Source organism: Acinetobacter sp. 809848 (genome assembly GCF_000581275.1).
GTDB lineage: Bacteria > Pseudomonadota > Gammaproteobacteria > Pseudomonadales > Moraxellaceae > Acinetobacter > Acinetobacter pittii.
The window spans coordinates 1-2,158 of the sequence record NZ_JEXG01000092.1; the positions used below are offsets into that span (position 1 = coordinate 1).

Below are 2,158 nucleotides of genomic sequence, written 5' to 3' on the forward strand. Positions count from 1 at the left end.
CCAGTTAATGCCTTCACTACGCCACAAACGGGTTAAAAAGTCATAATCGCTTTCGTTAGACTGCATCACAAATGGACGCACATCGTAGTCTTTGCTTAAACCAGATGTGTCGAGGGTTAAGCTTGCGGCAAATAACGGGCTTTTACCCTGCCATTCTTTAAACAGAATTTCGCTAATATCGCGCACGCTTTTGTTCATAAACACGCGGCTATTACGGCGTTTATGCCAGAGTGTAGTCGGGTCTTTTAAGGTGAGATTATAAATGGTGAGTGAGCCGTCACTTTGCCCTTGGCTTGCTTCGGTAATAATGCCCGTAGTTCTAAAAAACTGCCCCATGTCAGTGACTTGATCGACGGCAACCTGACAGCCAATAAATTGTTTTAATGCAATATGTGCGTTGGTCGATAGACACAGCAACTCAGCAACGCTACCTTGGTTGAGCGTATGTTCGCCCTCAATGCGTTGTAAGAAAACTTGATTGTTTAATGATGTGTTGGAAAATTGCACATGAAGAACGCGGTTCTGTGCGACCAACCCTAAACTCTCTAAAATTTGAAATATTTTATGGGACATCATTATTGTAAAAACTGAGTCATAATCATCGATATTTTATAAAAAACAGACAGAATTGTCTATTTATATAAAATAGCTTATCTTCCCTTAACTTACATACTTTTTAGTTTATCTAAAAGAAAGATAAGGTTTTAAAGGAGAAAAATCATGTCTAATCAAATGGATCAAGCCATTCAAAGTGTCATTGACCTACATGTTTTAATAGAAAATGTATTTACAGGAAAAAATGCAGAGCAAAGTCTGAGCCCGCTTTTAGATAGCTTTGATCAAAATTTTAAGATGGTTACGGTTCAGGGTCAGAGTATTGGTTTAGCCGAAGTGAATAGTTTATTTAGCCAGAATATCGGGAAGAAGCCTTCTTTAAAAATCGACATTATTAAGAGTACAGCTTTATACGAATTTGAAAATTATTGTTGGGTGCAATATCAGGAACATCAGCAAACTGATGAAACCGAGACAGTGCGTACCTCTACGGCCTGCATTAAAGTAGAAGATAAAAAATGTTATTGGGTGTATTTACATGAAACTTTAATTCCCTCGTCTTCTTAACTCATCTGATGCACCTTAAAGATGGCACCTATTTTGCTTAATAATATTACGTTTTATGAAAATCGTAATACTGATCAAAATGGGGAGCTCTCGATATGGGTTATGTTGCAAAGGAATTTACGCGAAAGAACAAGCTGATTCTCAGTATTTGTTCTTTCGTGATTCCAATATGTCTTTGGTGCGCAATCAGTTACTTACCTTTTGTTTGGCATCCTCAAGTACAAATCACGAGTTCGGGAAGTGTTTCTTACTTACAAGTAGGAAGTCGCATTGATAAAAATGTGTTCTATCTCGAAGCACAAAATGCTGTCAATCGAAATTCTGCACCACCACAAGGTATTTTGGTTAATCCGATTTATTTACCCCCTCCCCATGAAGTTGCTAAGGCTTTGGTCACCGCATTTACCACACCACCTGAACAACCTGATTCACCGTGGTTTCATCAAAGTTTATGGCACAGTATTAAACTGGTATTTTCAGCTTTTTTTATCTCTTCATTGATTGGGATTCCACTGGGTATTTTGTGTGGTTTTTCTAAGCGGATATCTCTGTTAACAGAACCGTTTGTTGAGTTTTTCCGTTACTTGCCCGCACCTGCATTTGGTGCACTTGCAGTAGCAATTTTAGGGATTAATGATGCGCCTAAAATTGCAATTATTGTGATTGGTACGCTGTTTCAGCAAATTCTCATTATTGCCAATACCACCCGAATGGTAGATCGAAGCTTAATTGAAGCTGGCTATACGCTTGGTACCAATAAGCTCAAAAGTTTATTTCATGTGGTAATTCCTGCTGCCTTACCTGATATTTACCGCGACTTACGTGTGCTATTGGGCTGGGCATGGACCTACTTAATTGTTTCAGAGTTGATTGGTACGACTTCAGGTATTACATGGTTTATTACCCAACAGGCACGCTATCAAAACTTTGACAATGTCTATGCAGCTATTTTGATTATTGGGGTGATTGGTCTGGTCTGTGACTGGGTATTAATGAAGTTAGGTGAGCGGATGTTCACTTGGAAAGTAGGAGCAAA

Annotated in this window: 3 protein-coding genes; 2 read left to right on the top strand and 1 reads right to left on the bottom strand. The window is 38.7% G+C overall.

Annotated elements, in window-relative coordinates:
- A partial coding sequence (locus J536_RS23655) for a phage late control D family protein (protein ID WP_212750237.1) occupies nucleotides 1-576 on the bottom strand: 576 nt, incomplete at its 3' end.
- A gap of 144 nt (nucleotides 577-720) precedes the next feature.
- Here J536_RS23655 and J536_RS23660 point away from each other — a divergent pair.
- Both J536_RS23660 and J536_RS23665 read left to right on the top strand, forming a co-directional pair.
- Nucleotides 721-1,122, top strand: a complete 402-nt coding sequence (locus J536_RS23660; RefSeq protein ID WP_032064020.1) for a hypothetical protein — start codon at nucleotides 721-723, stop codon at nucleotides 1,120-1,122.
- Nucleotides 1,123-1,217: 95 nt separating this feature from the next.
- Nucleotides 1,218-2,158: ABC transporter permease (locus J536_RS23665; protein WP_032064184.1), on the top strand; the 941-nt coding region annotated here is incomplete at its 3' end.